This is a genomic window from Achromobacter colocynthidis, assembly GCF_057334535.1.
The window spans coordinates 454,534-478,931 of record NZ_JBHFIZ010000035.1 but is presented as its reverse complement, the minus strand read 5'-3'; the positions used below and the strand labels follow the sequence as shown (position 1 = coordinate 478,931).

At 66.5% G+C, this 24,398-nt stretch carries 18 protein-coding genes; 9 read left to right on the top strand and 9 right to left on the bottom strand.

All coding sequences use genetic code 11. The features are described 5' to 3' along the window. Window positions 1-69 precede the first annotated feature (69 nt). From ACE04A_RS17875 to ACE04A_RS17860, 4 genes are read left to right on the top strand one after another with little or no spacing between them, the layout of a single operon-like run. Window positions 70-3,525: a response regulator gene (locus ACE04A_RS17875; RefSeq protein WP_448718930.1), complete on the top strand. Its 3,456-nt coding sequence runs from the start codon at window positions 70-72 to the stop codon at window positions 3,523-3,525. Between the two features lie 36 nt (window positions 3,526-3,561). Beyond that, a complete protein-coding gene (locus tag ACE04A_RS17870) occupies window positions 3,562-4,401 on the top strand; it encodes a CheR family methyltransferase (protein WP_279997079.1) in 840 nt (279 codons plus the stop codon). Further along, window positions 4,398-5,027, top strand: a complete 630-nt coding sequence (locus ACE04A_RS17865; RefSeq protein ID WP_447989235.1) for a chemotaxis protein CheB — start codon at window positions 4,398-4,400, stop codon at window positions 5,025-5,027. The genes ACE04A_RS17870 and ACE04A_RS17865 overlap by 4 nt, the downstream gene beginning before the upstream one ends. Before the next feature lie 20 nt (window positions 5,028-5,047). After that, on the top strand, window positions 5,048-6,175 hold the full coding sequence (locus ACE04A_RS17860; protein ID WP_447989232.1) for a hybrid sensor histidine kinase/response regulator: 1,128 nt from the start codon (window positions 5,048-5,050) through the stop codon (window positions 6,173-6,175). 6 nt (window positions 6,176-6,181) lie between these two features. On the opposite strand, the gene ACE04A_RS17855 is transcribed toward ACE04A_RS17860, so the two are convergent. The 4 genes from ACE04A_RS17855 to ACE04A_RS17840 form a co-directional block, all read right to left on the bottom strand. After that, window positions 6,182-8,584, bottom strand: a complete 2,403-nt coding sequence (locus ACE04A_RS17855; protein WP_485820361.1) for a TonB-dependent siderophore receptor — start codon at window positions 8,582-8,584, stop codon at window positions 6,182-6,184. A 157-nt stretch (window positions 8,585-8,741) separates the two neighbouring features. Continuing rightward, a complete protein-coding gene (locus ACE04A_RS17850; protein ID WP_448718928.1) occupies window positions 8,742-9,734 on the bottom strand; it encodes a FecR family protein in 993 nt (330 codons plus the stop codon). After that, window positions 9,731-10,309 carry a sigma-70 family RNA polymerase sigma factor gene (locus tag ACE04A_RS17845; RefSeq protein WP_448719080.1) on the bottom strand — a complete coding sequence of 193 codons (579 nt, stop codon included), beginning with the start codon at window positions 10,307-10,309 and terminating at the stop codon, window positions 9,731-9,733. Before ACE04A_RS17845 ends, ACE04A_RS17850 begins: the two co-directional genes overlap by 4 nt. 166 nt (window positions 10,310-10,475) lie before the next feature. Further along, entirely contained in the window at window positions 10,476-12,059 is a 1,584-nt protein-coding gene (locus ACE04A_RS17840; protein WP_485820360.1) for an aldehyde dehydrogenase (NADP(+)), read from the bottom strand. 260 nt (window positions 12,060-12,319) lie between these two features. On the opposite strand from ACE04A_RS17840, the gene garD reads away from it, so the two are divergent. The 5 genes from garD to ACE04A_RS17815 all read left to right on the top strand — a co-directional run bounded on the left by garD (window position 12,320) and on the right by ACE04A_RS17815 (window position 19,103). Then, window positions 12,320-13,894 carry a galactarate dehydratase gene (gene garD, locus ACE04A_RS17835; protein WP_485820359.1) on the top strand — a complete coding sequence of 525 codons (1,575 nt, stop codon included), beginning with the start codon at window positions 12,320-12,322 and terminating at the stop codon, window positions 13,892-13,894. A gap of 117 nt (window positions 13,895-14,011) precedes the next feature. Next, on the top strand, window positions 14,012-15,061 hold the full coding sequence (locus tag ACE04A_RS17830; RefSeq protein WP_448718926.1) for an SMP-30/gluconolactonase/LRE family protein: 1,050 nt from the start codon (window positions 14,012-14,014) through the stop codon (window positions 15,059-15,061). A gap of 77 nt (window positions 15,062-15,138) precedes the next feature. Continuing rightward, on the top strand, window positions 15,139-16,143 hold the full coding sequence (locus ACE04A_RS17825) for a Bug family tripartite tricarboxylate transporter substrate binding protein (protein WP_100855644.1): 1,005 nt from the start codon (window positions 15,139-15,141) through the stop codon (window positions 16,141-16,143). 679 nt (window positions 16,144-16,822) lie between these two features. Then, window positions 16,823-17,788, top strand: coding sequence for a helix-turn-helix transcriptional regulator (locus ACE04A_RS17820; RefSeq protein WP_448718925.1), 966 nt, complete (start codon window positions 16,823-16,825; stop codon window positions 17,786-17,788). A gap of 184 nt (window positions 17,789-17,972) precedes the next feature. After that, entirely contained in the window at window positions 17,973-19,103 is a 1,131-nt protein-coding gene (locus ACE04A_RS17815; protein ID WP_448718924.1) for a Crp/Fnr family transcriptional regulator, read from the top strand. Window positions 19,104-19,199: 96 nt separating this feature from the next. On the opposite strand, the gene ACE04A_RS17810 is transcribed toward ACE04A_RS17815, so the two are convergent. Genes ACE04A_RS17810 through ACE04A_RS17790 form a run of 5 tightly spaced genes read right to left on the bottom strand, consistent with a single transcriptional unit; the run spans window position 19,200 to window position 24,099 of the window. After that, window positions 19,200-20,831, bottom strand: coding sequence for an MFS transporter (locus ACE04A_RS17810; protein ID WP_485820358.1), 1,632 nt, complete (start codon window positions 20,829-20,831; stop codon window positions 19,200-19,202). Continuing rightward, complete coding sequence (locus ACE04A_RS17805; RefSeq protein ID WP_448718922.1) at window positions 20,818-21,258, bottom strand: DoxX family protein; 441 nt, start codon at window positions 21,256-21,258, stop codon at window positions 20,818-20,820. Before ACE04A_RS17805 ends, ACE04A_RS17810 begins: the two co-directional genes overlap by 14 nt. After that, complete coding sequence (locus tag ACE04A_RS17800) at window positions 21,255-23,144, bottom strand: amidohydrolase (protein ID WP_279997090.1); 1,890 nt, start codon at window positions 23,142-23,144, stop codon at window positions 21,255-21,257. The genes ACE04A_RS17805 and ACE04A_RS17800 overlap by 4 nt, the downstream gene beginning before the upstream one ends. Further along, a complete protein-coding gene (locus tag ACE04A_RS17795; RefSeq protein WP_279997091.1) occupies window positions 23,137-23,433 on the bottom strand; it encodes a XapX domain-containing protein in 297 nt (98 codons plus the stop codon). The genes ACE04A_RS17800 and ACE04A_RS17795 overlap by 8 nt, the downstream gene beginning before the upstream one ends. Window positions 23,434-23,445: 12 nt before the next feature. After that, window positions 23,446-24,099, bottom strand: a complete 654-nt coding sequence (locus tag ACE04A_RS17790; protein WP_100855649.1) for a hydrolase — start codon at window positions 24,097-24,099, stop codon at window positions 23,446-23,448. Window positions 24,100-24,398 lie beyond the last annotated feature (299 nt).

Below are 24,398 nucleotides of genomic sequence, written 5' to 3'. Positions count from 1 at the left end.
TTCACCTTTAGCGAATTCCCACCCGGAATTCCCGCCGCGAATTCCCACCCCCAGCCCCCACCCGCCAACATGCCGAAATCGTCGTCGCAGCCCGCCAACCGCTCTGCCTTTCCCCGGACTTTGTTGCTCGGATTCTTGACGGCGGCGCTTGCCACGCTGGTGATCGCTTTCGTCAACGTGCGCTCGGCCGACGGCCGGTCCGACGCGGTCATGGCGATGGACCGCAACACCGAGACCTTGCGCCAGCTCAGCCTGTTCAATTCAGCGCTCAAGGATGCCGAGATCGGCCAGCGTGGTTTTCTGCTGACGGGCGACGTCTCATATCTGGAACCGTACCTGCGCTCGCTGCCCTTGATTCAGCAGCGGCTGGCGGTGATCCGAACCGCCACTGACCACGACTCGGCGCAACGCCGCATCGTCAACGACATCGAAGGCATCACCCGGCAGAAGCTGGTTGAGCTACAGAGCACCATCGATATGCGCAAGGCGGGCGACGCGGAAGGCGCGCTGGCCGTGGTCCGCACCGACACCGGCAAAGAGGCGATGGACCGCCTGCGCGAATTGGTGGGTGATCTGTATACGCGGCAGATGGAAGAACTGGCGGCCGGCAAGAACGCCTGGTCCGACGCCACCATCACGTCGGCCTATTACTCGTGGGGCGGTTCGCTGCTGTTGCTGGCGCTGATCGGCATTTCGGCCGGCATGACCGTGCGCGAATATCAAGCCAAGGCGCGCCAGTCCTGGGTCTCGACCGGCTTGTCGGGCCTTAGCGTGCGTTTGCAGGGCGACCAGCGCCTGGACGACATCGGCAAGCACACGCTGGATTACCTGGCTGAATACCTGAACGCCGACGTGGGCGCGGGTTATGTGGTGGAGCGCGGCACGGGTGAATTGGAGTTGTTCGGCGGCTTTGCCTTGCCGCCGGAACGGCTGGCGCGCAAGTTCCTGCCCGCTGAAGGGCTGACGGGCCAGGCAGTCACGTCGCGCCGCCTGCTGCATGTGCGCAACGTCCCGGCCGGGCACCTGGAAGTGGCGTCCGCCGTGGGGCGTTCCAATCCGGCTGAACTGATGTTGGCGCCCGCCATCCACAACAACCGCGTCTATGCCGTGATTGAACTGGGCTTCAACCACCCGGTGGGAGACATGGAGCGCAGCCTGCTGGAAGGGGCGTCGGAAATGCTGGCGTCGGCGATCCGCGCGGGCCAGGACCGTACGCGCCTGGAGGCGCTGCTGGAAGAAACCCAACGCCAGGCCGAAGAACTACAGACGCAGCAGGAAGAACTGCGCGTCAGCAATGAAGAGCTTGAGCAGCAAAGCCGCATCCTGCAGGAATCGCAGGCGCGCATGGAGCTGCAACAGACCGAGCTTGAGCAGACCAATACCAACCTGGAAGCGCAGGCCGAACAGTTGCTGCGGGTGCAGGACGCGTTGACCGACAAGGCGCGCCAACTGACGCAGGCCAGCCAATTCAAGAGCGAGTTCCTGGCCAACATGAGCCACGAACTGCGCACGCCCCTGAATTCCACGCTGATCCTCGCCAAGCTGCTGTCGGACAACAAGCCGGGCAACCTCAGCACCGAGCAGGTCAAGTACGCGCAGACCATTTACGCGGCCGGCAGCGACCTGCTGACGCTGATCAACGACATCCTGGATCTGGCCAAGATCGAAGCCGGGCAGGCCACCATGGACGTCGAACAGGTGCCTATTGCGCCGACCTTGCAGCGCCTGCTGGAACCGTTGCGGCCGATGGCGCTTGAAAAAGGGCTGGCGCTGGAACTGGACATCGAGCAAGCGGTGCCCGCCACCATGCATACCGACCCCAAGCGCCTGGGCCAGGTGCTGAAGAACCTGTTGTCCAACGCGCTGAAGTTCACCGAGCGCGGCACGGTCACGATGCGGGTGTCGCGGGTGTCCGGTCCGGGACACGAGCGGCTGGCGTTCGCGGTGCACGACACCGGCATCGGCGTTCCGGCCGAGCAGCAGGATTTGATTTTCGAGGCCTTCCGGCAGGCCGACGGCAGCACGCATCGCAAGTACGGCGGCACGGGGCTGGGGCTGTCGATTTCGCGGGATCTGGCCGAACTGCTGGGCGGCAAGCTGACGGTGACCAGCACGCCGGGGCAGGGCAGCGTCTTTACCTTGGAAGTGCCGGTGCGCCTGGAAAGCCAGCAGCCCGCCGCCGGTGCGCGCGGCGCGCCGGCGTCGTTTCGGCCGCCGGCCTTTTGGGAGGCGCCCGCGCAACGCGCGCCCGGGGCCCCAGCGCGGGCCGTGGCCGCCAGGGGACCCGCTACCGAAGCGCCCGCTGCCGAAGCGCCCGCCAGCGACGGCCCGGAGCCGGATCGCAGCATTCTGGTCATTGAAGACGACGAGCGCTTTGCCGGCATTCTTTCCGACCTGGCGCGCGAAATGGGCTTTGGCTGCCTGCTGGCGCACACCGCGACGGACGGTCTGGACCTGGCGGTGCGCAAGCGGCCCAATGCCATCGTGCTGGATGTGAACCTGCCCGACTTTTCCGGCCTGGGCGTGCTGGACCAACTGAAGCGCAACCCGCAGACCCGGCATATTCCCGTGCACGTGGTGTCGGTGGCCGACTATGCGCAGGAAGCCATGGGCCGAGGCGCGGTGGGCTACGCGCTCAAGCCGGTCAAGCGCGAAGAACTGGTGGAAGCCTTGCGGCGCCTGGAAGCCAAGTTCACGCAGCATGTGCGTCGCGTGCTGGTGGTGGAAGACGACGACCGCCAACGCGAAAGCGTGCGCCAACTGCTGGCGCGCAATGACGTGGAAATCGTGCCCGCCGCCACGGCGGAGGCCGCACTGGAATTGCTGCGCGAGAACACCTTTGATTGCGTAGTGATGGACTTAAACCTGCCTGACATGAGTGGCTACGAGTTACTTGAGCAGATGGCCGAGCAGGACAGCGTGTCGTTCCCGCCGGTTATCGTCTACACGGGCCGGGCCTTGTCGCGCGACGAAGAGCAGCACCTGCGCCGCTTCTCGAAGTCCATCATCATCAAGGACGCGCGTTCGCCCGAGCGCTTGCTGGACGAGGTGACCTTGTTCCTGCATCAGGTGGAAGCCGAGCTGCCACCCGAGCACCGCCAGATGCTGGAACTGGCGCGCAGCCGCGATTCGGCGCTGGAAGGCCGCACGGTGCTGGTGGTGGAGGACGACGTGCGCAACGTGTTTGCGCTATCCAGCATCCTGGAACCCACCGGCCTGCGGGTGGAAATTGCGCGCAATGGCCGCGAGGCGCTGGATGCGCTGGAACGCGCCGGCACGGACGGCGTGCCCGCGATTGACCTGGTGCTGATGGACATCATGATGCCCGAGATGGACGGCTACACCGCGATGCGCCACATCCGCAACCGGCCGGAGTGGCGCCGCCTGCCGATCATTGCGCTGACCGCCAAGGCCATGAAGGACGACCAGGAAAAATGCCTGGCCGCCGGGGCCAATGACTACATCGCCAAGCCGCTGGACGTTGAACGGCTGCTGTCCCTGGTGCGCGTCTGGATGCGCAGCTAACGCTGCCGCCCGCGCCGATTTCCGCTGAACACCCCCATGCCCGCATCCGCCAAAGCCCGTGTTGATGATATCGAGCAGCGCCTGCTGCTTGATGCCATCTATCACCATTACCACTATGACTTTCGGCAATACGCGCAGGCCTCGCTAAAGCGGCGCCTGCAAAGCGCGCTGACGCAGTTCGGCTGCAAGACCCTGTCGCAACTGCAAGACCGCGTGCTGCACGAGCCGTCGGTATTTACCGCGCTGCTGCAATTCCTGACCGTGCAGGTCAGCGACATGTTTCGCGATCCGGCGTATTTCCTGGCCCTGCGTACCGAGGTCATTCCCATTTTGCGCACCTATCCGTCCATCAAGGTGTGGGTGGCGGGGTGCAGCGCGGGCGAAGAGGTCTATTCGCTTGCCATCCTGCTGGCCGAAGAAGGCTTGCTGGACCGCGCCTTGATCTACGCCACCGACATCAACCCGCACGCGCTACGCGCCGCCGAGCAGGGCGTGTTCGACATGGACCGGGTGGCGGCCTTCAGCAGCAACCACGCGCGGTCCGGCGGCCTCACTTCCTTGTCGGACCACTACACGGCGCGGTACGGGCGGGTGGTGTTCGACAAGCGCTTGCGCGAACACATGGTGTTTTCGGATCACAGCCTGGCCACCGACAGCGTGTTTGCCGAAGTGCACCTGATTTCGTGCCGCAATGTGCTGATCTATTTTGAGCGCGACCTGCAAAGCCGCGCGCTGGGGCTGTTTCACGACGCGCTGGTGCATCGGGGCTTTCTGGGCCTGGGCTCGCGCGAGTCGCTGCGATTTTCGGCGCAGGCCGAAAATTTCGACGATTTCGTGCTGGAAGAGCGCATTTACCGCAAGAAGGCGGGGCTATGAGCGCGAAGGCTCCACCATCACCCGCCGCGCCACGCACTCCGCCGCCTTCAGGCCCGTGGGACGCCATCGTCATCGGTGGGTCGTCGGGCGCCATCGACGCCTTGAACGCGCTGGTGCCGGCCTTGCCCGCGCGGCTGTGCGCGGCAGTGATCGTGGTGCTGCATCTGCCACGTGACCGCCGCAGCCTGCTGGTGGATATTTTTCGCGAACGCTGCGCCTTGCCCGTGCTGGAGGCGGAAGATCAGCTCTGGATACAGCCCGGTCATCTGTACTTCGCGCCGCCGGACTACCACTTGCTGGTGGACCAGGGGCCGAGATTGGCCTTGTCGGTGGGCGCGCCCGTGTATTTTTCGCGGCCATCGATTGACGTCTTGTTTGAATCCGCCGCCGACTGCTATGGCGACAGGTTGATGGGCATCTTGCTATCCGGCGCGAACGAGGACGGCGCGCAAGGCTTGGCGGCGATTCAAGCCGCCGGAGGCCGCACCGTGGTGCAAGCGCCGTCGTCGGCCGCCATGCCCACCATGCCGAACGCGGCATTGGCGCGCCTTGCCGTGGACGATGCCCTGACGCCCGATGAGATCGCCGCCATGCTGTCCCAACTGCCAACGCAGCCTGTGCTGTAACCCAACACTGCCTTGACACCATGTTCCTGACATCCGCCAAACCACAAGAAGAACGAATCAAATGCCTGCTGGTCGACGACGTGCCCGAAAACCTGGTGGCGCTGGAAGCGCTGCTGGATAGCAGCCGGGTCCAGGTGCTGAAGGCGCAGTCCGGCCCGGAAGCGCTTGAACTGCTGCTGGAAAATGGCGACGTCGCCCTGGCCCTGCTGGACGTGCAAATGCCCGACATGAACGGCTTCGAACTGGCCGAACTGATCCGGGGCAGCGAGCGCACTCGCCACATTCCGCTGATCTTCATCACGGCCGGCTCGCGCGAGCAGAACTGGCAGTTCCGTGGCTATGAGAGCGGCGCCGTGGACTTTCTGTACAAGCCCATCGACCCGCACATGCTGCGCATGAAGGCCAACGTGTTCTTTGAACTGCACGAGCGCAAGCGCGCGCTGGCGCAGCAGCTGGAAGAGCGCACCGAAGCCCTGCGCATCAACGAGATGTTCATGGCGGTGCTTAGCCATGACCTGCGCACGCCCTTGCAGTCCATCGTCATGGGCGCGTCCCTGTTGCAGCGGCAGAACGACCCGACGCGCGTGGCCGGCCTGGCCCAGCGCATGCTGCAAAGCAGTGAGCGCATGGCGCGGCTGATTGAAGACCTGCTGGACGTGACGCGCATTCGCCAAACAGGCGGCCTGACGCTGGCGTCGGCCCAGCAACGCATGGATACGCTGGTGCGCCGCACGGTGGATGAAGCGCAGACGGGCTTTCCCGATCGCCAGATTGATTGCGATTGCGTGGGCGATATGGCGGGCGTGTGGGACGGCGAACGCCTGTGCCAGGTGTTTGCCAATCTGATCGGCAATGCCTTGCACCACGGCGAGCGCGATGTGCCCGTACATGTGCAGGCCGATGGCGCGGCGGCGGACCGGGTAACCGTGACCGTCAGCAATGGCGGCACGATCGCCCCGGCCTTGCTGCCGCACCTGTTCAACCCATTTCGCAGCGGCGAGCGCCGGGCCGACAGCCACAACGGGCTGGGCCTGGGGCTATTCATCGCGCAGCAGATCGTGCTGAGCCATGGCGGGCGTATCAACGTGGAATCCCGCGACGGCATCACGCGCTTTCGCGTGGAGCTGCCGCGCGGGGTTGCCGCGTAGGGGTTATCAGAACTCCGCCGACACCGACAGCAGCACCGTCCGGGGCGCGCCGACGGTCAAGCCTTCGCGCGCGGCGGACTGCCAGTAGTTCTTGTTGAACACGTTTTCCACCGTGGCGCGCACCACCATCGGCGTGCCGTTGGCGTTGAACGCATAGCGCGCGCCCAGGTCGAAGCGCGTCCACCCCGGGATCGTCTGCGTGTTGCCCACGTCCACATACTGCTGGGTGGTGCGCAGCATGCGCGCGGTCAGGGTCAGGCCTTGCAGGAAGGGCGTGTCCCATTCCGCCGCCGCGTTGAATTGAAAGCGCGGCACGGCCGGTGCGTGGTTGCCGTCGTTGGCGCCGCCTTCCGTGCGCGTCAGGCGCGCGTCGGTGTAGGCCACGCCGCCCAGCAGCCGCACGCCGGGCGCGGCGTCGCCTTGCACCAACCATTCCAGGCCGCGATTGCGCTGCTGGCCGTTGGACACGTAGCGCAGCGAGGCGGGGTCCAGATAGCTGCTGGGCTTTTCGATCTGGAACGCGCTGAGCGTGGTGGAGAAGTCGCCAAAATCGTACTTGCCGCCCACTTCGATCTGTTTGGCGATTTCCGGGGCGAACATCTCGCCCGCGTTGACGGCGCCTTCGGGCGCGGTGGCGCCCTGGCTCAGCCCTTCGATGTAGTTGCCGTACAGCGACAGGCGTTGCGTGGGGCGCACCGTCAAGGCAAAGGCGGGCGTGACGGCGGACTTCTTGTATTCCGACGAGGTGCGGCCCGTGGCGGCATCGAAGTTGGTCGATTCGATGCGCTGATGGCGGAAGCCCGCAATGATCTGGACGCGGTCATCGGCAAACGACAGCTTGTCCGCCAGCGCCACGCTGTACAGACGCGACTCGCTGGTGCGGGGTAGGTCGCCCGGCCGCGCGATGTTCGGCTTGGGCAGGTCGGCCGGGTCGTACAGGTTTGAAAAGATGGTGCTGGAACGGATGCGCGCCGACGAATAGTCGATGTCCAGCGCGCTGGCGCTGATCGAGGGCTCATGCTTGACCGGGCCCGTGTTGAAGCGGCCACGCAGGCCGACTTCGCCCGTCTTGCTCAGCAGCGATTCATTCAGGCGGGCGGGCACGGCGCCGATGTCGCCATTGGTGTCCAGCATCAGCCAACTGGTTTGCAGGCTTTCAAAGTCGTGCTTGCGCGCGCCGATTGCGCCATACACCGTCCAATCCGGCGTCAGGTCGTATTCGGCGCGCAGCGCGCCCGACCATTCCTTGGTTTTCCAGTAGGTCCACGACGGGAAGAAATTGCGGCGTGCGTCCGGCGCGGAACCGATGTCCACGCCCGGGGCCGGCGCGAACAACAAGCCGCTGCGTGCGTCGGTGTTGCGGTTTTGATAATTGATGTCGCCCTCCACCCGGAAGCGTTCGCCTTGGTAGTCCAGGCCCAGCGCTACCGCGCCCAGGGTTTCCTTGGCGCCGTCCTGGGGCAGGTCGCCGCCGCTGCCGGCCACGTTCAGGCGCACGCCCCATTCCTGGCTGTCGCCGTAGCGGCGCGCCAGGTCGGCGTGGGCGCCGAATTGCGAGTCGCCGATGTAGCTCAGCGTGTAGCGGTTAAGCGGTTCGGCACCGGCGCGCTTGGGCACCAGGTTGATCGCCCCGCCCACCGAGCCGTAAGGCGCCATGCCATTGAGCAGCGCGTTGGGGCCACGCAGTACTTCCACGCGCTCGACCCCGATCAGCGAACTGGCGTTGCGCGGCGACACGCCGTACAGGCCGTTGAACGACACGTCGTAGTTGAACAGCGTGAAGCCGCGGATGTTGAACTCGTCACGCCCCGCGCCGCGTGAATAGGTGTTGCGCACCGAAGGGTCGTTGACCAGTACGTCGCCGATGTTCTGCGCCTGTTGGTCTTCGATCAGCTTGGCGGTGTATTGCGTGGCGCTGAAGGGCGTGTCCATGTCGCTCATATTGCCCAGCAGCCCGACCCGGCCGCCCGTGGCCACCTGGCCGCCCGCGTAGGCGGGGGGCAGGCCGCTACCCAACGCGCTGGCTGTCACGGTGACGGGTGCCAGCGTGGCGGTGCCCGCGTCGGGAATGGCGGACAGGCGGAACTGGTTGGGCGCCTCGCGCGTGGCGCGCAGGCCGGTGCCGGCCAGGGCCTGGCTCAGGGCGTCGGCGCGGGAATAGCGTCCGCGCACGCCGCTGCTTTGGCGACCGGCCAGCAGTTGAGGCGGCGCGGCCAGCAAGATGCCGGTTTCATTGGCCAGGCGGGTCAGCACCTGGCCCACGGGGGCAGCGGGAATGTCGAACGTCAGCAGTTCGCTGGCCTGGCCGGCGCCCGCCGCCGCAGGCTGGGCATGCAGGGCCGGTGCCCAGATCGCCGACAGGGCGAGGGCCAGCGCCAGCGTGGGGGCGGGGGAAAAACGAGGGGACATGACGGAACCTGTGCGCGCTTGCGAAAAAGGAAAAGGAAGTTGGCAATGTCCTGCGTTGCAGGAGCTCTCACTTTCCTAAATCGAACCTGGATTCAAAACCCGGAACCGCCGCGCGGATTTTTCTTTGATTATTTTTGGATTTTTTTGAATTTCTTGTCTATGCACGCGGTTCAAGACTGATCCACCAGGGCAAGGTGCGCTGCAGGCGGATGGGCAGCACCGAGGCCAGCATGTTCAGCGCGCGGTCCACGTCGTTCAGCGGATAGCTGCCAAACACGGGCAGATCCCGCAGTTGCGGCGCCAGGCCCAGGTGCCCGGCATGGTAGCGGCGTAGCGCGGAGACGACTTCCGACAGGGGCGTGCCGTCGGCCAGCAGCAAGCCTTGGCGCCAGCTTTCCCGCGCGGGGTCGGCCGGCATCAGGGGCTGCAAGGTGTCGCGGGTGAAGCGCGCCTGCCGGCCCGCCGAGACGACTTCGCTGGCGCCCGAGCGCAAGGCGGTCACGCGGACCGCGCCGTCATAGACGGTGACCAGCGTGTCCGCGTCGGCCTCGCTGACCGAAAAACGCGTGCCCAGGGCTTGCAGCTCGCCTTGTCCGGTGTCCACGAAAAAGGGGCGCAGCGGATCCTTGCCGGTATCCACCAGGATTTCGCCCGCTACCAGTTGCAGCCGGCGCTGGGTGCCGCTGTACGCCACATTGAAAGCGCTGAGCGCGTTGATCCAGACGCGGGTGCCGTCGGCCAGCGTGACTTGCCGCGTTTCGCCCACGCCGGCGCGGTAGTCCGTGCCCCAGAGCGTGGCCAGCGTGGACAGCGGCGTCTGGCGCCATGCGGTCCAGCCCAAGCACGACAGGCCGAAGGCCGCGCCCAGCCCTAGCAGCACCTGGCGCCGACGGCGCGGCGCGGCGCTGATCGATTGGTGAAACGCCGACACGGCGGCATTGCGGTCGGGGCTGGTCTGCAAGGGGGTGAAGCGGCGGTCGATGCGTTCCACGTAGCTCCAGGCCTGCCGCTGCTCGGCGCCCCGGTCCAGCCATTGCCGCCATTGCTGCCGCTCGGCGGCGGATGCCTGGCCGCTGCGCAGCAAGGCGTACCACTCGGCGGCTTCTTCCATGACGTCGTGCGCGGGTTCGGACGCGGCCAGGGTGCTCATGGCGTGGCGGGGGAGGGGGAGGTCGTGTCGTCGGCCAGGCGGTCGCGCAGGCCGTCGGTCGTGTCGTCGCTCAAGCCAGCGGCCAGCCTGGCTTCCAGCTTCATGCAGCACAGCATGGCGCGCGCCACGTACTTGCGCACCATGCGGGCGGATACGTTCAGCGTGTCGGCCACTTCCTGATCGGTCATTTCGCAGGCCACCGCCATGACGAATGCATGCGCGACCTTGGGCGGCAGTTCACGCAGCATGGTGTCGATTTCGCCCAGTGCTTCAAGCACGATGGCCTGGTCCTCGGCGGACGACACGGTGGGTTCGGGCTGCTTGGCCAGCGTGTCCAGCCAGGCTTGCTCCAGGCTGCGGCGGCGCCATAGGTCCGCGCACATGCCGTTGGCCATCTTGCGCAAATAGCTGCGCGCCTGCTGCGGAGTGTCGAAGTGGCAGGGGCGGGTGAGCAGCCGCACGAAAGCATCGTGCGCCAGGTCGGCCGCGTCGGCCGCGTTGCCCAGGCGCCAGTTCACCCAGGCCAGCAACCAATGGTGATGGTTGCCGTACAGGTGTTCAAAGTCCTGGGACAAAGGGGGTGCAGCGCTCAAGATCCCGCCCGCTCGCGATAAGTGTCCGCATCCATGCACTGGCATTAATGCTAATGCGAACACTTATCAATTATTTAACGAGCGCAGATTATGGCTTGGCGCGCGCGGGCTTGGCAACCCGGGATAAGACCAGTGTGGCGCGGGGGCGTCAGGCCGGCGTCATCACCCCATCGACCATGCGCATGAGCGACAGCGGGTTGGCGCGCTTGACGCCGTCGGGCAGCAGCGCGTCGGGCAGGTCCTGATAGCAGACCGGGCGCAGGAAGCGGCGGATCGCGGTAGCGCCCACCGACGTGGACGCCGGGTTCGACGTGGCCGGGAAGGGGCCGCCGTGCACCATGGCGTGGCTGACTTCCACGCCGGTCGGGTAGCCGTTGGCCAGGATGCGGCCGGCCTTGCGCTCCAGCACGGGCAGCAGCGCTTGGGCTTGCGCCACGTCGGCCTCGTCCACGAACAGGGTGGCCGTCAACTGGCCTTCCAGGTGCTCGGCCACGGCCGTCATCTGGGCCCCGTCGCGGCAGGCCCCCCCCAGCGAGGCGGGGCCGAACACTTCGGCTTCCAGTTCGTGCGACGCCAGGAAGCGGTCGGCCTGCGTGCCGAACACAACCGCGCCGGCGGCGTTGGCTTCCGGCTTGGATGCTTCGCCACGGCCCAGCGTGGCCACGCTGGCGTGCTTGGCCAGCGCGTCGGCGCCGTCCTGGTAGGCGGCAAAGATGCCGGGGGTCAGCATGGTGGCCGCGCCCTTGGCCTTGACGGCTTCGGCGGCTGCTTCACGGAAGCGGTCCAGCGCCGGGCCTTCCAAGCCGATGACCAGGCCGGGGTTGGTGCAGAACTGGCCCACGCCCATGGCCAGCGAATCCACAAACCCACGGGCGATGGCTTCGGCGCGCGCGTCCAGGGCGGCCGGCATCAGGAACACCGGGTTGATGCTGGACATTTCGGCGTAGACGGGAATCGGCACCGGGCGGGCATTGGCGGCGGCAACCAGCGCCAGGCCACCCCGGCGCGAGCCCGTGAAGCCGACGGCGGCAATGGCCGGAGCCGACACCAGGGCGGTGCCGATTTCGCTGCCCGCGCCAAACAGCAACGAGAACGTGCCTTCGGGCAAACCGTGCTTGGCGACGGCGGCCTGGATCACCCGGCCCACCATTTCAGAGGCGCCCGGGTGCGCGTTATGCGCCTTGACGATGACGGGGCAACCGGCGGCCAGCGCCGACGCGGTGTCACCGCCCGCCACCGAGAAGGCCAGCGGGAAGTTGCTGGCGCCGAACACCGCCACAGGGCCCAACGGCACGTTGGCCAGGCGCAGGTCGGCGCGCGGCAGCGGTTGGCGTTCCGGTTGCGCGGGGTCGATGGTGGCGTCCAGGAAGTAGCCGTCGCGCACCACGCGGGCGAACAGGCGCAACTGGCCCACGGTGCGGCCACGTTCGCCTTGCAGGCGCGCGACGGGCAGGCCGGTTTCCAGGTGCGTGCGTTCAATCAGCGCGTCACCCAGCGCCAGGATGCCCTCGGCGATGCTTTCCAGGAACTGCGCGCGGGTTTCCAGCGGCGCGGCGCGATAGGGGTCAAAGGCGGCGCGAGCCAGCTCGGCGGCGCGCGCGACGTCGTCCGCCGAGCCTGCGGGGAAGGCGGGCTCCAGGCGTTCGCCGGTGGCGGGGTTGATGGCGTGTTGCGCCGCGCCCGAGCCCAGGACGGCGCTTTTGCCGATCAGCATTTGGCCGGTCAGGGTCATGATGAATTCTCCGAAAAAAAGACAGCCCCTTGTCTGGGGCGTAGGTGCACGGTAGATGCCGCGTTGAATGTAAGTCATCGTACAACACGAAACACCTCGATTTCAAGGTGATTGCTCTATGTATGTACTTGTAGACAAGGGGAAACCCCAAATTTATTCATCCCCTATTTCGCGGATATTCTCATGGTTGTACGATAACGTATCGGATGCGCGGATTCGCGTGCATCGCTGCGTATCTCCCCAAGGCAAAAGGATTTTTCATGCAGGTTGCGGCAGACCAAACGCCGGTGCTTATCAAGATTCACCCGCAAGACAATGTGGCGATCGTGGCCAATGAAGGGGGGCTGCCCGCCGGCACGGTGTTGCCCGATGGCCTGCAATTGGTGGACGCCGTGCCGCAAGGGCACAAGGTGGCCTTGCAAGACCTGGCCGACGGCGACCCGGTGGTGCGCTACAACGTGGTGGTCGGCTTTGCCGCCAAGGATCTGCCGCGCGGAAGCTGGATCAACGAGCGCGTCACCACCATGCCCACCGCGCGCACCTTGGAAGACCTGCCCGTGGGCACGCGCATCACGCCGCTGCCGCCGCTGGAAGGCTACACGTTCGAGGGTTACCGCAACGCCGACGGCACCGTGGGCACGCGCAATATCCTGGCCATCAGCACCACGGTGCAATGCGTGCAGGGCGTGGTCGAACACGCCGTGGCGCGCATCCGCCAGGAACTGTTGCCGCGCTATCCCAACGTGGACGACGTGGTTGGCATCGAACACACCTACGGCTGCGGCGTGGCCATTGATGCCCCCGGCGCGGCGATTCCCATCCGCACCTTGCACAACATCGCCCGCAACCCGAACTTTGGCGGCACGTCCATGGTGGTCAGCCTGGGTTGCGAAAAGCTGCAACCGGAACGGCTGCTGGCGCCGGGCGCCATACCAATCCGCGCGGGCGAGGGCATGGGCGCAGACGGCGAAGGGGTGGACACCATCGTGCTGCAAGACGAAGAAAACGTGGGCTTTCAGTCGATGATCGACCTGATCATGCGCACGGCCGAACGCCATCTGCAAAAGCTGAATGCGCGCCGCCGCGAAACCTGCCCGGTGTCCGACCTGACGGTAGGGGTGCAATGCGGCGGCAGCGACGCCTTTTCCGGCGTGACGGCCAACCCTGCCGTGGGCTTCGCCACCGACCTGCTGGTGCGTGCCGGCGGCACCGTGATGTTCTCCGAGAATACCGAAGTGCGCGACGGCATCGATCAGTTGACGGCGCGCGCCGCCACGCCGGAAGTGGCCGACGCGCTGATCCGCGAAATGGCCTGGTACGACGATTACCTGCAACGCGGCATGGCCGACCGCAGCGCCAACACCAGCCCCGGCAACAAGAAGGGCGGCTTGTCGAACATTGTGGAAAAGGCGATGGGGTCGATCGTGAAGTCGGGCTCGTCGCCCATTCATGGCGTGCTGTCGCCCGGTAACCGCCTCACGCAAAAGGGCTTGATCTTTGCCGCCACGCCCGCCAGTGATTTCATCTGCGGCACGTTGCAACTGGCGGCCGGCATGAACCTGCATATCTTCACCACCGGCCGGGGCACGCCCTACGGTCTGGCGCAGGTGCCGGTCATCAAGGTGGCCACGCGCGACAGCCTGGCGCGCCGCTGGCATGACCTGATGGACGTGAACGCAGGCCGCATCGCCACCGGCCAGGCATCTATTGAAGACGTGGGTTGGGAGCTGTTTCGCCTGATGCTGGACGTGGCCAGCGGCCGCCAGCAGACCTGTGCGGAAAAGCTCAAGCTGCACAACGCCCTGGCGCTGTTCAACCCCGGGCCCGTGACCTGAGCGCCCGAGGGCGCCGCCCACGAAGGGCCGGAGGGCGTCGCCTACCAAGGGCCGCCGCTAGCCGCGCTTCCGCTTGACCGCATTGCCATCGCATTACACCGACAAGAGGAGACACCGATGGAGCATGCCCCCTTGGCCCAGCCCGGCCGCCGCCGACTGCTGGGCGCCGCATTGGCGCTGGGACCGGCCACGTTGGCACAGGCCCAGTCGTTCAGCTTTACGCCGCAGCAGCGCTACCCGGATTCGTCCGTGCGCATCCTGGAGCCCGAGTTTTCCAAGTACCGCATCTACAGCAGCACCGTCGAGCAACTGGCCACGGGTTTCCGTTGGCTGGAAGGGCCGGTCTGGGTGGGTGACGGCCGCTATCTGCTGGTGTCCGACATTCCCAACGACCGCATCCTGCGCTGGGACGAAACCACCGGTGAAATCAGCGAGTTCCGCAAGCCCGCCAACTTCAGCAACGGCCTGGCCCGCGACCGGCAGGGCCGGCTGCTGACCTGCGAGCATCTGACGCGGCGCGTCACGCGCACCGAATACGACGGCTCAATCACGGTGCTGGCCGACCGCTATGACGGCAAGCGCTTCAATTCGCCCAACGACATCATCTGCCAGCGCAACGGCGCCATCTGGTTCACCGATCCGCCATTCGGCATCGGCGGGCATTGGGAAGGCGACAAGGCCAAGCCGGAACTGCCGCACGGCGTTTACCGCATCGACCCGTCGGACGGCCGCGTGACGCAGGCGCTGGGTGACTTGGCCGGGGCCAACGGCCTGTGCTTTTCGCCGGACGAAAAGATTCTTTATGTGGTCGAGTCGCGCCATCAGCCCAACCGCGTGGTGTGGGCTTACGACGTGGGCGCGGACGGCGCGCTATCGGGCAAGCGCCTGCATATCGACGCGCAAGGCCCCGGCGCCATCGACGGCATCAAGTGCGATGAAGACGGCAACCTGTGGTGCGGCTGGGGCAGCAACGGCTCGGCCGGCGCGAAACCCGAAGAGCTGGACGGTGTGATGGTGTTCAACCCGGCGGGCAAGCCCATCGGCCATATCCGTCTGCCCGAACGTTGCGCCAACCTGTGCTTTGGCGGGGCCAAGCGCAACCGCCTGTTCATGGCCAGCAGCCATTCGCTATACGCGCTGTACGTGGAAACGCGCGGCGCCGTGTGACGTTTGCAAGCGGCAAGGCGTTGCAGGGCGCCGCGCCGGTTTTATCTCAAAACAACATCAACCCGTGTGGAGACAGCATGAACGTAAGCAAGAGACATTTCCTGGGCGGCGCCGCGGCGCTATGCCTGTCGCCCTTGGTGCCCGCCTGGGCGCAGCAAGCAGGGGCCGGCGCAAGCGGCGGCGCGGCGAACTGGCCGACGCGGCCCGTGCGCATCGTTGTGCCGTATCCGCCCGGGGGCTCGTCGGACATCATCGCGCGCATCCTGGCCCCGCGCCTGTCCGATGTGCTCAAGCAGACCGTGGTGGTCGAGAACAAGCCCGGCGCCAACGGCAACCTGGGCGCGGGGCTGGTCGTGCAGCAGGCGGCCGAGGGCCATACCGTGCTGCTGTGCGACGTGGGCGCCCTGGCGATCAGCCCGTCCGTTTACACCAAGCTGTCGTTCGATCCGTCCAAGGACTTGCGCGCCGTCGGCATGCTGGCCTATTCACCGCACGTGCTGGCGGTGCACCCCGACGTGCCGGCCAAGACCTTGCAGGATCTGGTGGCGCTGTCGAAAAAAGAACGGCTGAATTTTGCCGTGACGGCAATCGGCAGCGCGCCGCACCTGGCGGCGGTGGCGGTGCAGCAGGCCACGGGCGCGCAATGGGAATACGTGCCGTACAAGGGCGGCTCGCAAGCGGTGACGGACACGATCGGCGGGCAGACCCAGATCATCATGAACGGGCTGCTGGCGACCTTGCCGCACATCAAGTCCGGCAAGCTGCGCGCGGTGGCGATTTCGAAGGGCGAGCGCATGAAGCTGGTGCCGGATATTCCGACCATTTCGGAACAAGGCGTGAAGGGCTTTGAGTCGGGCACGTGGCAGGGCGTGATGGCGCCGGCGACCATGACCGACCCGGTGGCCCAACGCCTGGCGATGCTGATGGCGCAGATCGTCACCCAGCCGGACGTGACGGCGCAATTGAACGAGCAGGGCGCCGAAATCGTGACGCGCAACCCGGCCGAACTGGCGCAGTTCTTCGCCAGCGAACGCGCGCGCTGGGCCAAGGTGGTGGAAAGCACCAACATCAAGCTGGACTGACGGGGCCAGGGCGCGCGTGTTGCGAGGCATGGACGATGGGCGCACACTCGTGCCTGGTTCGTCTTGCCTTGGAGCCGCGATGAAAGCCCTGATCCTGGCTGGCCCCCTGAGGGTGGCTGCGTCCTTTGGGCTGGCCCGATGCATTGGGCTGGTCACCCCCATCGGGCTGGCTGTTTCCGCCGCGCTGTTCGCCGGGCCCACGCTGGCGCGGGACAGCGTGCCCGGCGGCGTGCCAGAGCCGCCCGCGTCCGCGCGCACCTTGCCGGATACCTGCCTGGGGACATCATGTTCCAGGAAGGTGGACCCCGGCCGGAGCGGGCAGCCTTGCCTGGGCACGTCCTGCGGTGGCGCGCGCTACCCGGAGCCGGGATCGGGCGCGAATGTAAACCGCGCCCCGCCGCCGTGGAGCGGCCCGGCGCAACCGAAGCTGCCGCCGATGCCACAGCGTGGGCAGCCCTTGGGACCGCTGACGCCGGGGCCGGCGTTACCGCGTTAGGTGCGGGAATTGCGGTAGTGAAATGTGCGTGACATGCGGCAGTGAAATGTGCGTGACATGCTGGGCGGCTGCAATGCAGGTCACGGCATTGAAAAAAACCGTGACGACGCTTGTTGCAAGGCAACATCGTTTGCTATCTTCCGGCCGTACCGCTTCTATCGTGATTTTGGGGAATCCATCAACATGCCTGCCCGCCCACGCCTAGCGACAGTGCCCGCCCAGGAGTCCGAGACAGCGGTATTGCCTGCCCCACCGCCCAAGCCTGCCGCGGCGACCGACGCGCTTGGATGCGCCGCCAGCAAGCTCATCACGAACCAGCATTTCGAAGGCGGCGGGCTGACGTTCTATCGCAAAAGCACCGACAACAAACATTTCGGCCACGTCGCCACGCCCGCGTCCGACCGGGGCTATCTGGTGGGCGTGGCCATGCAGGGCGGACACCGACGCCGCATCCTGCAAGGCAACCATGCATCGACCCATGATTTCGACACCGGGTCGGTCTATATCCGCGATTTCAACGAAGACTACCGCGCCGACCTGCACGGCGGTTTCGACTTCGTGTTGATCGAGCTGTCGCGCGCCTTCATCGAACGCATCAACGACGAGAACGGCGGCCCGCGCGTCAGCAGTCTGCTGCCGCGCGCGGGGCAGGGCGACCCGGTGCTGGCACATATGTCTCACGTGCTGGCCAGCGTGTTGGCGCAGCCGGAGCAGCAGGGCGGCCTGTTCGTGGAACACCTGAGCCTGGCGCTTGGCGCGCACTTGCTGTCGCACTATGGCGCGGGCGCCACCAGCGGCTGGACGGACTCGGGCGGGAGCCGCGTGCTGTCGCGCAAGCTGGAAGCCCGGGCCAAGGACATGCTGCTGTCGTCCCAGCGCGCGGACACGTCCATTGCAGACATCGCCGAGGCCTGCAACTTGTCGCGCAGCTATTTCATCAAGGCGTTCCGGCAGACGGTGGGCACCACGCCGCACCGTTGGCTGCTGGAGCAGCGCGTGCAAAAAGCGCAAGACCTGCTGCGCATGCCGGGCCGGTCCATTACCGACATCGCGCTGTTGTGCGGCTTTGCCGACCAGGCGCATCTGACGCGGGTGTTCACCAGCGTGGTGGGCGCATCGCCCGGGGCCTGGCGCAAGGTCAACGCGTAGCGTGCATGGGGCGGTGTCAGCCGGGGGGGCTAAACCGGGGTTTAAGCCCGGGTTTAAGCCGCGGTGTACGATCACTGCTCTTTCAGACAAAGCAGCACCCAAGTACGCAAGACCGTCCGGCAGCCCGAAGCTAGCCTAGCGCTGTACCTTGCCGCTTTCTTCGGTTGCCCCGGAAGTGAATCCCATGAATCGCCCCCCCGTTGACGCCGCTTGCCAACCGCCTGAATTGCCGGCCTTGCATGCGCAAGCGTTTCCCATGCTGAGCCCCGACCAGATCCGCCTGGCCGCGCCCTACGGCGAGGAAGTGCGGGCGTCGGCCGGCACCATCCTGCTGCAAAGCGGCAGCGAAGAGGCCGCGTTCTATATCGTGCTGGATGGGTACGTGGAAGTGCTGGAAAGCGAAGCCGACGGCACCCAGCACAGCCTGCTGATGCATCGCGACGGCGAATTCACCGGCAGCCTGGACCTGTTCACCGACCGCCCCAACGCAGTCACAGCACGCGCCGATTCCGACAGCCGGCTGCTGTGCCTGTCGCGCGCGGGGCTGGCTCAGTTGCTGCTTGCCGAGCCTATGTTGGCAGACATTGTGCTGCGCGCTTTCATGCTGCGCCGCATTGGCTATTTGCGTCGCCGGCCCTATGGCGGCGCCATTTCGCGTGGGGGTGCCATGGCCGATGGCAGTGCTGTCCCACGCTCGGGCGCGGCGGCGGGGCAGGCCGACCCGGTGCTGGACCTGGCCGTGATCGGCGGCGGGCCGGCGGGACTGGCGGCGGCGGCCTATGCCGCGTCTGAAGGCTTGCACACCCTGCTGGTGGGCGGCTCTTTATGCGGCGCCGAGGCGCCAGGGACGCAGGCCTTGCCCGGCTTTCCCGGCACCATCACCGGCCTGTGCGATGGCGGCCTGCTGCGCCGCGCCGAAACGCAAAGCCGTCGCTTCGGTTCGCATGTGATGCCCGTGCGCGTGGCCACGGCATTCGACAGCACTTCGTACCCGTATCGCGTGTGGCTTGATGACGGCCAGATGATCGAGGCGCGCAGCTTGATCGTGGCGACCGGGCTGGTGGAAGACCGCTCCGGCGAGGGCAACACGGCGTGGTTGGACGGCTGCCTGGACACCGATGACCTGGGCTGCATCCTGACGGGCCGGGCGGCAGCCGGGTCCATGCAGGCGCGCGCCTATGAAAGCTCGCAGCCCGGCGTGTTCGCGGTGGGCGCGGTGCGCGCCGGATCCGTCAAGCACGTGCTGGCCAGCATTGCCGAGGGCGCGGCGGCGGTGCGCGTCGTGCACCGCTTCCTGGACGCCTCGGCTCACTAGTTTGCTGTCTCACTAGCCTGCCGTCTCACTAGCCTGCCGTCGCACTAGCCTGCTGTCGCTAAAGCTAGTCCACTGTCGCGCGGGTCCGCTGCCTCGCTAGTCCGGCCCACCGTCCCGCTTGGCCTGGCGCGAATCCAGCGCCAGAAAATGATGCACCACGGGCTTGTCCGGCCCGATATGAAAGCGCTGCGCTTCGCCTTGCAGGTCGGCATCAGCTTGCGACACGCGCTGGTGCTGGCGCAAGTGCTCGGCCCAGGACTCCACCAGAAACCATTCCTGCACGCGCTCGGGCTCGCCCGTGTGTTCGGCCACGCCCCAGGCATAGGCCCCGTCACGCCGACGCTCTTGCGCCACCGCCTCGAGCGCCTGCAGAAACGCGGGGCGGTCTTCGACGCGGATGCGGTATTCGATTTGCACCATGACCGGGCCGCGATCATGTTCGACGGGCGTGTCCAGCAGCGGCTCGGGCCAGTGGTTGGACGGATCCAGATTCGCCTCGCCCTGCGGCAGGCGCAGGCGATGCAGCACCAGGCCCGCCACCAACAACCCAGCGGCGCCGGCCAGCAAGGTGGCGGGCACGCCGATTTCCTGCGCCAGCAAGCCCCAGCCCAGGCTGCCGGCCGCCATCGCGCCGTTGAACACCATCAGGTAGATCGCCAAGCCACGGCCACGCACCCAGTTCGGCAGAATGGCCTGCGCCACGCCGTTAAAGGTGGTCAACGCCACAATCCAGCCCATGCCCAAGAGCAGCAACAGCAACACGGCGGCCCATTGCGGCGGCGCGAAGGACAGCGCCGCCATCACCACGGCGGCGGCCACGGCGGCGGCTAGCACCAGGCCATCGGCGTTCAGACGCTGGCGTAGCTTGGGAAGGACCACCGCGCCCAGAATTGCGCCCACGCCCACGGCGCCCAGCAACACGCCATAAAAGCCCGCGCCGCCGCCCAGCATGCGGCGCGCCACCAGCGGCAGCAGAGCCCAGACTGAACTGGCGAAGATGAAGAACACCGCCGCGCGCAACAGCACCACATGCAACTCGCGGCTGGCGCGGGCGTAGCGCACGCCGGCACGGAAGGCGCCGAAGAACTGCTCGGACAAGCCGTCGTCCACCTTCTTGGGCCGCTTCCACCAGATCAACGCCGCGATCACGAACACATAGCTCAGCACGTCCGCGCCATAGGCGGCGGCAGCACCAAACGCAGCCAGCAGCAGCCCGCCCACGGCCGGCCCCAAGGCGCGCGCGATATTGACGCCCAGCGAATTCAGGCCCACGGCCGTTTTCAGTTCGGCCTTGGGCACGAGTTCAGGCACGATGGCCTGCCAGGTCGGCCCCATCAGCGCCGTGCCCACGCCGCCCAGAAAGGTCAGCGCGATCAGCGTTTCGACGGTCAGCGTGTTGGTCTTGGCCATCACCAGCAGCGTGAAGCTGACGCAGCCCAGCAGCACCTGGATGGCGATCAGGAAACGCCGCCGGTCCAGGATGTCGGACAGCACGCCCGCCGGAATGGCCAACAGAAATACCGGCAAGGTGGCCGCCGTTTGCATCATGGCCACGGCGGCCGGGTTGCTGGACAGGTCGGTCACAAGCCAGGCACTGGCCACGTCGCGCATGAAGCTGCCGATATTGCCCAGTATGGTGGCGCCCCACAGCACGGCGAACAGCGTGTGCTTCAAGGGCGCCAAGCCGCCCACGGCGGCGGGCGGGGTGATGCGATCAGGTCCGGCCATGCAGGCGCTCCGTCAAGTCATGCCAGGCGACCAGGACGAATGCCCCGGCCAGCCCCAAGTGTTCATAGAACGCGTTCATTGCCATGAAGCGCGCGTCGGCGGGGGCTTCCCAATAGCGGTTGGCCATCAGTGCCGCCACGGCGGTAAAGAGCGCCAGCGCCAGCGCGCCCAGCCAGCGCAGGCGGCCGGACAGAATCAGCGCGCTGGCGCCGAGTTCCAGCGCAATGACCGCCCCCGCCATGAGCGCCGGGGGATGCAGGCCAAAATGCGCCATCTCGGCCTGCGCGCCCGCAAAGTCCAGCAGCTTGACCAGCCCGCCCTGGATATACGCGCCGCATAGTGCCAGCAAAGCCAACCAGCGCACCGTCTTGGAGAGCAGCGAACGTCGCGACGCAGGCGGGTGCGCCACGGAAGCTTGCACGCTCATACCGCCCAGCACGCGCAGCCCAGCGCGCCCCAGAAGCCCTTCAGGTCGGACACCGGCAGCTTGCTGGCCCAGGCGCCCGCGTGCTGGTGTCCGTGCACGTTGCAGTCGTTCAGGCAGGCGCAGGCGGCGGCCGCTTCGCGCAGCGTGGTCTGCAAGGGCTTGCCTTCGCTATCGCCCCAGGCGCCATAGCCGCCGAACAAGCGCGTGGGCGACCAATCCGGCATGGCGGGCGGCGGGGCGGCGTCATCATGGGCCGAGAATTCGCCCGCGCCCCAGACCACTTTGCCGCCTACCACCGTCAGCAGGCTGCTGGTGTCGGCAATGTCGGATTCCGGGCACGCAAAGAAGTCGCGATCGGGCACCACCAGGTCAGCCAGTTGGCCGACCGCGATGCGGCCTTTCTTGCCCTGTTCGTTCGAGAACCAGGTGACGTTCTCGGTCCACATGCGCAGGGCGGCGTCGCGGTCCAGGCAATTGCGTTGCGGCGTCAGGCGCAGGCCGCCGACCGTCTTGCCGGTGATCAGCCACGACAGCGACACCCACGGGTTGTAGGACGCCACGCGCGTGGCGTCGGTGCCGGCCGACACGTTGACGCCTTTTTCCAGCATGCGCTTGACCGGCGGGGTGGCTTCGGCCGCGCCCGCGCCATAGCGTTCGACGAAGTATTCGCCCTGATACGCCATGCGGTGCTGCACGGCCACGCCGCCGCCCAGCGCCGCGATGCGGTCGATGGATTTTTCGGAAATGGTTTCGGCATGGTCGAAGAACCAGTTCAGGCCGGCCAGCGGCACGTCGCGGTTGACGCGTTCAAACACGTCCAGCGAGCGGCTGATGGTTTCGTCATAGGTGGCGTGCATGCGCCACGGCCAGCGGTTCTGCGCCAGGATGCGCACCACTTCTTCCAGTTCGCCTTCCATTTCGGGTCCCATCTCGGGACGCGGCTGGCGGAAGTCTTCGAAGTCGGCCGCCGAGAACACCAGCATTTCACCCGCGCCGTTGTGGCGGAAATAGTCGGTGCCTTGCTTGTATTGCGACGTGGCCGTCCAGTTCAGGAAGTCTTCCTTTTCCTGCTTGGGCTTTTGCGTGAACAGGTTGTAGGCCAGGCGAATCGTCAGCTGATTGGCGTCGGCCAACTGCTGGATCACCTGATAGTCCTCGGGGTAGTTCTGGAAGCCGCCGCCGGCGTCGATGGCGCCGGTGACCCCCAGGCGGTTCAGTTCGCGCATGAAGTGGCGCGTGGAGTTCACCTGGTATTCCAGCGGCAGTTTCGGGCCCTTGGCCAGGGTGGCGTACAGGATCGACGCATTCGGCTTGGCCAGCAGCAGGCCCGTGGGGTTACCGGCCGAGTCACGCACGATTTCCCCGCCGGGCGGGGCGGGCGTGGTCTTGTCGTAGCCCACGGCGCGCAAGGCGGCGGCGTTGAGCAGGGCGCGGTCGTACAGGTGCAGGATGAACACGGGCGTATCGGGCGCCACGGCGTTCAGTTCTTCGATGGTGGGCAGGCGCTTTTCGGCGAACTGGTGCTCGGTAAAGCCGCCCACCACGCGCACCCACTGCGGGGCGGGGGTGATGGCGACCTGGCGGCGCAGCATGGCCATGGCGTCGGCCAGGCTGCGCACGCCGTCCCAGCGCAGTTCCATGTTGTAGTTCAGGCCGCCACGGATGATGTGCAGGTGGTTGTCGATCAAGCCGGGCAGCACGCCACGGCCGTTCAAGGCAATCACCTTGGTTTTGGTGCCGGCCAGCGGCAGGATGTCGGCGGCGGCGCCCACGCGGGTGAAGCGGCCGTCATGGATGGCCACGGCGTCGGCCATGGGGTTGGCCGGGTCCAGCGTGGTGAAGCGCCCTTGGTGCAGGATCAGGTCGGGGGCTTGGGTGTCAACCATGGCGCTTGTCTCCACATGCTTCGGCGCGTGTTTCAGGGGGGGTGGAAGTCTTGGGGCAGCTAGGCAGTTCACCGAACATATGCGGCTTGACCTGCTCGTGCAACCACGATGTGCGCGTGGCCGGCTCGGCCATCAAGCGCTTGACCAGCGGGGGAATCTGCTCCCCCGCCAGGATGCCCAGCAGGCCTACCAGGGCAATCACCGGGGGCGCGGGCGAGCGTACGTTGAACAGCGCATAGATCACGCCGACCAGCAGGCCAAGCGCCAGCGATACCAGGTAGACCTTCATGGGTGGCTCCTATCAGGCTTCGTGGGCGTTGAACATGGACTTGGCGTAGATGATGCCCAGGCCATAGGCGCCGCCGAACTGCTTGGCGATGCCGGTGGTCATCTCATAGCTGTCGGTGCGTGCCCAGTCACGCTGCATTTCCAGCAGGTACTGCAAGGCGGTGATCGGCTGGCCGCCGGCTTGCACGATGCGTTCGACAGCGCGGTTATGGGCTTCCAGCGACACGTCGCCGCAAGCGTCGGTAATGACGTAAACCTCAAAGCCCTGGTCCAGCGCCGACAGGGCCGGTCCGACGATGCACACGCTGGTCCACAGGCCGGCCAGCACAATGCGCTTCTTGCCGATGGCGTTGACCTGCTTGATGACGGCTTCGTCTTCCCAGGTGTTCATGGACGTGCGGTCCAGTAGCGCCTGGCCCGGGAACGGGGCGGTGACTTCGGTGAACATCGGGCCGGAAAAGCTCTTTTCGGCAACCGTGGTCAGGATGGTGGACGCGCCGAAGCCCGCGGCGGCGTGGGCTACCAGGCCGGCGTTGTTGCGCAGCGTGATGGCATCGATGGAGTGCGTGGCGAACGCCATCTGCGACTGGAAGTCGATCATGATGAGCGTGTGGTCCTTGGGGGACAGCAGCTTGGCGCCGGGCTTGGCGTAGGCGGTGATGGACATGGGGGCTCCTTGGGATGCCGTTGGCGAAAATCCGAAAAATCCGAAAAATTTGGATCACGCCCGCACTGTGCCTGTCCCCGCTATCGGTGTATTGAACGATTGTCAGCCGCTTTGAAGAATGGGATGGTGGCCGCCGGGCAAGGGGCAGGCCGGCAGGTTGACGAGCGATGGGCCACAAGAGGGCAAATCCAGGCGCATCCGACGCACCGCGTTGGTGCGTCGCCGGGGCGTGAGGTCGGCTGGCGACATCGCGTCGCAATGCCGTAACCCGGCGCGGGCAAGCTGGCTGCCTGGCACGC

Bases quoted from the DNA above. Each gene is read 5' to 3' on its own strand.
- ACE04A_RS17840 (WP_485820360.1), bottom strand. From the start codon at position 12,059: ATGACCCTGACCGGCCAAATGCTGATCGGCAAAAGCGCCGTCCTGGGC.
- ACE04A_RS17795 (WP_279997091.1), bottom strand. From the start codon at position 23,433: ATGAAGGTCTACCTGGTATCGCTGGCGCTTGGCCTGCTGGTCGGCGTG.
- ACE04A_RS17850 (WP_448718928.1), bottom strand. From the start codon at position 9,734: ATGAGCACCCTGGCCGCGTCCGAACCCGCGCACGACGTCATGGAAGAA.
- ACE04A_RS17875 (WP_448718930.1), top strand. From the start codon at position 70: ATGCCGAAATCGTCGTCGCAGCCCGCCAACCGCTCTGCCTTTCCCCGG.
- ACE04A_RS17865 (WP_447989235.1), top strand. From the start codon at position 4,398: ATGAGCGCGAAGGCTCCACCATCACCCGCCGCGCCACGCACTCCGCCG.
- ACE04A_RS17790 (WP_100855649.1), bottom strand. From the start codon at position 24,099: ATGTCCATCACCGCCTACGCCAAGCCCGGCGCCAAGCTGCTGTCCCCC.
- ACE04A_RS17800 (WP_279997090.1), bottom strand. From the start codon at position 23,144: ATGGTTGACACCCAAGCCCCCGACCTGATCCTGCACCAAGGGCGCTTC.
- ACE04A_RS17870 (WP_279997079.1), top strand. From the start codon at position 3,562: ATGCCCGCATCCGCCAAAGCCCGTGTTGATGATATCGAGCAGCGCCTG.
- ACE04A_RS17815 (WP_448718924.1), top strand. From the start codon at position 17,973: ATGAATCGCCCCCCCGTTGACGCCGCTTGCCAACCGCCTGAATTGCCG.
- ACE04A_RS17810 (WP_485820358.1), bottom strand. From the start codon at position 20,831: ATGGCCGGACCTGATCGCATCACCCCGCCCGCCGCCGTGGGCGGCTTG.
- garD (WP_485820359.1), top strand. From the start codon at position 12,320: ATGCAGGTTGCGGCAGACCAAACGCCGGTGCTTATCAAGATTCACCCG.
- ACE04A_RS17820 (WP_448718925.1), top strand. From the start codon at position 16,823: ATGCCTGCCCGCCCACGCCTAGCGACAGTGCCCGCCCAGGAGTCCGAG.
- ACE04A_RS17825 (WP_100855644.1), top strand. From the start codon at position 15,139: ATGAACGTAAGCAAGAGACATTTCCTGGGCGGCGCCGCGGCGCTATGC.
- ACE04A_RS17855 (WP_485820361.1), bottom strand. From the start codon at position 8,584: ATGTCCCCTCGTTTTTCCCCCGCCCCCACGCTGGCGCTGGCCCTCGCC.
- ACE04A_RS17860 (WP_447989232.1), top strand. From the start codon at position 5,048: ATGTTCCTGACATCCGCCAAACCACAAGAAGAACGAATCAAATGCCTG.
- ACE04A_RS17805 (WP_448718922.1), bottom strand. From the start codon at position 21,258: ATGAGCGTGCAAGCTTCCGTGGCGCACCCGCCTGCGTCGCGACGTTCG.
- ACE04A_RS17830 (WP_448718926.1), top strand. From the start codon at position 14,012: ATGGAGCATGCCCCCTTGGCCCAGCCCGGCCGCCGCCGACTGCTGGGC.